Origin of the sequence: Sinorhizobium americanum (assembly GCF_001651855.1) — a bacterium.
Lineage (GTDB): Bacteria > Pseudomonadota > Alphaproteobacteria > Rhizobiales > Rhizobiaceae > Sinorhizobium > Sinorhizobium americanum.
The window spans coordinates 1-1541 of sequence record NZ_LNQC01000008.1 but is presented as its reverse complement, the minus strand read 5'-3'; the positions used below and the strand labels follow the sequence as shown (position 1 = coordinate 1541).

Sequence of the window (1541 nt, the reverse complement as noted above, 5' to 3'; positions counted from 1 at the left end):
GGCGGCGCGGACCGACGCCCTGGAGAGCGAGGTCGCTGATCTCAAGGCGCGAAACGCCGATGCCGATGAGCGCATCGAGCGGCTGACGCAGATCCTGAAAGCCTTCGATCGCGCCCGCTTCGGCCGGCGATCGGAAAAGCTCGGCTCCCCAAGCACCGACGACGAGCAGCAGGCCTTTGTCTTCGAGGAAATCGAGACCGGCATCGCCGCGATCAGGGCACAGGTCAGCAAGGGCCGCGAGCGTCCGGACGGCAAACGTCCGCCGCGGCCACGCAAGGGCTTCGCACCCCACCTGGAACGGGTCGAAGTCGTGATAGAGCCGGAGGAACTGCCGGAGCATGCCGGCAAGCAGAAGGTGCTGATCGGCGAGGACGTGTCGGAGCGGCTGGATATCATGCCGGCGAAGTTCCGCGTCATCGTCACCCGCCGGCCGAAGTATGCCTTCAAAAACGAGGACGGCGTTATCCAGGCACCGGCGCCGGCACACATCATCGAGAGCGGCATTCCGACGGAAGCGCTTCTGGCGCAGATTGCCGTCTCCAAGTATGCCGATGGCCTGCCGCTCTACCGACAGGAGGCGATCTACGCCCGCGACAAGGTCGAGCTCGATCGCAAGCTGATGGCCCAATGGATGGGCAAGCTCGGCTTCGAGCTGGAGATCCTCGCCGACTACCTCTTCGATGAGATCAAGAAGGCCGAACGGATCTTCGCCGACGAAACCACCTTGCCGACGCTCGCTCCCGGCTCCGGATCGACGAAGACAGCCTATCTATGGGCCTATGCCAGAGATGATCGACCATTTGGCGGCAGCGGTCCGCCGATGGTCGTCTATCGCTTCGAGGACAGTCGAGCCGGCGAGTGCGTTGCCCGCCATCTCAACGGCTACCGCGGCATCCTGCAAGTCGACGGCTATGCCGCCTATAACAAGCTGGTTCGCTCCGACGGCGGCAATGACGGCGTCACATTGGCTGGCTGCTGGTCACACAGTCGGCGCAAGTTCTATGAGCTGCATGTCGGCAAAAGCTCCGAGATCGCAACGACGACGGTCGAGCGGATGGCAAAGCTCTGGCAGATTGAGGAGACCATCCGCGGCAAAAGTCCTGACGCCCGTGTCGCGGCGCGTCAGGAGGCCTCCGCGGCGATCGTCACCTACCTCTTCGCCCTCTGGCAGAAGACCCTGCCTCGGGTCTCCGGCAAATCGAAGCTCGCCGATGCGCTCCGCTATGCCATCTCGCGTCGCGCCATCTTCGAGCGCTTCCTGACCGACGGCCGCATCGAGCTCGACTCCAACATCGTCGAGCGAGCAATCCGGCCCCAAGCGATTACGCGAAAGAACTCACTCTTTGCTGGCAGCGACGGCGGGGGACGGACCTGGGCAACCATCGCGACGCTGCTGCAGACGGCGAAGATGAACAATATCGATCCGCTTGCCTGGCTCAGCCAGACCCTTGAGCGCATCGCCAATGGCTGGCCGAGCAGCGAAATCGACGCACTCATGCCGTGGAACTACGTCGGCTGAATGGCCTCAGCTTGCCGCTTAC

The 1541-nt window shown here is 63.5% G+C and carries 1 protein-coding gene; it reads left to right on the top strand.

Going from position 1 to position 1541, the window contains the following annotated elements:
- Positions 1–1519, top strand: a 1519-nt coding sequence (gene tnpC / locus ATC00_RS00045) for an IS66 family transposase (RefSeq protein ID WP_064251561.1), incomplete at its 5' end; no start/stop codon positions are given.
- Positions 1520–1541 lie beyond the last annotated feature (22 nt).